Source organism: Confluentibacter sediminis (assembly GCF_003258355.1).
GTDB lineage: Bacteria > Bacteroidota > Bacteroidia > Flavobacteriales > Flavobacteriaceae > Confluentibacter > Confluentibacter sediminis.
Genome location: NZ_QKPO01000047.1, coordinates 1 through 354, shown reverse-complemented (window position 1 = coordinate 354; position 354 = coordinate 1). Strand labels below are relative to the sequence as shown.

General features: G+C 65.3%; 1 protein-coding gene. It reads right to left on the bottom strand.

Annotated elements, in window-relative coordinates; genetic code table 11:
* The coding region (locus tag DKT72_RS18915) for a nucleotidyl transferase family protein (RefSeq protein ID WP_162623373.1) at positions 1-354 on the bottom strand (354 nt) is incomplete at both ends.

Genomic DNA, 354 nt, shown 5'->3' with positions numbered 1-354 from the left:
TCGTCGCAGAACTGCCAGAAGTAGGACTCGATGACTTCCAGCGCTTTGGAATGCTCGTAGGATTCCAGCGCCTCGGTGGCCTGACGCACCACCAAAGCCAGCTTGGCCATAGCGGCGCGATCCAGCGGTTCGGTCACATCGGCCGGGTTCCACGCGGCCTCGGCGGCAGCGCCCACGTGATGGTTCTCGTCCTCACGGCCGATGGCCAGCGCGAACTTGGTGGCGTTCAGCAGCTTGATGGCCAGTCGACGGCCAATCTTCATCTGGCCGATGTCGTACGTGGCATCGAGGCCCAGGCGAGCGGCGGCGGCCCAGTAACGCACGGCGTCCGCGCCGAACTTCTCGATCGGCTCG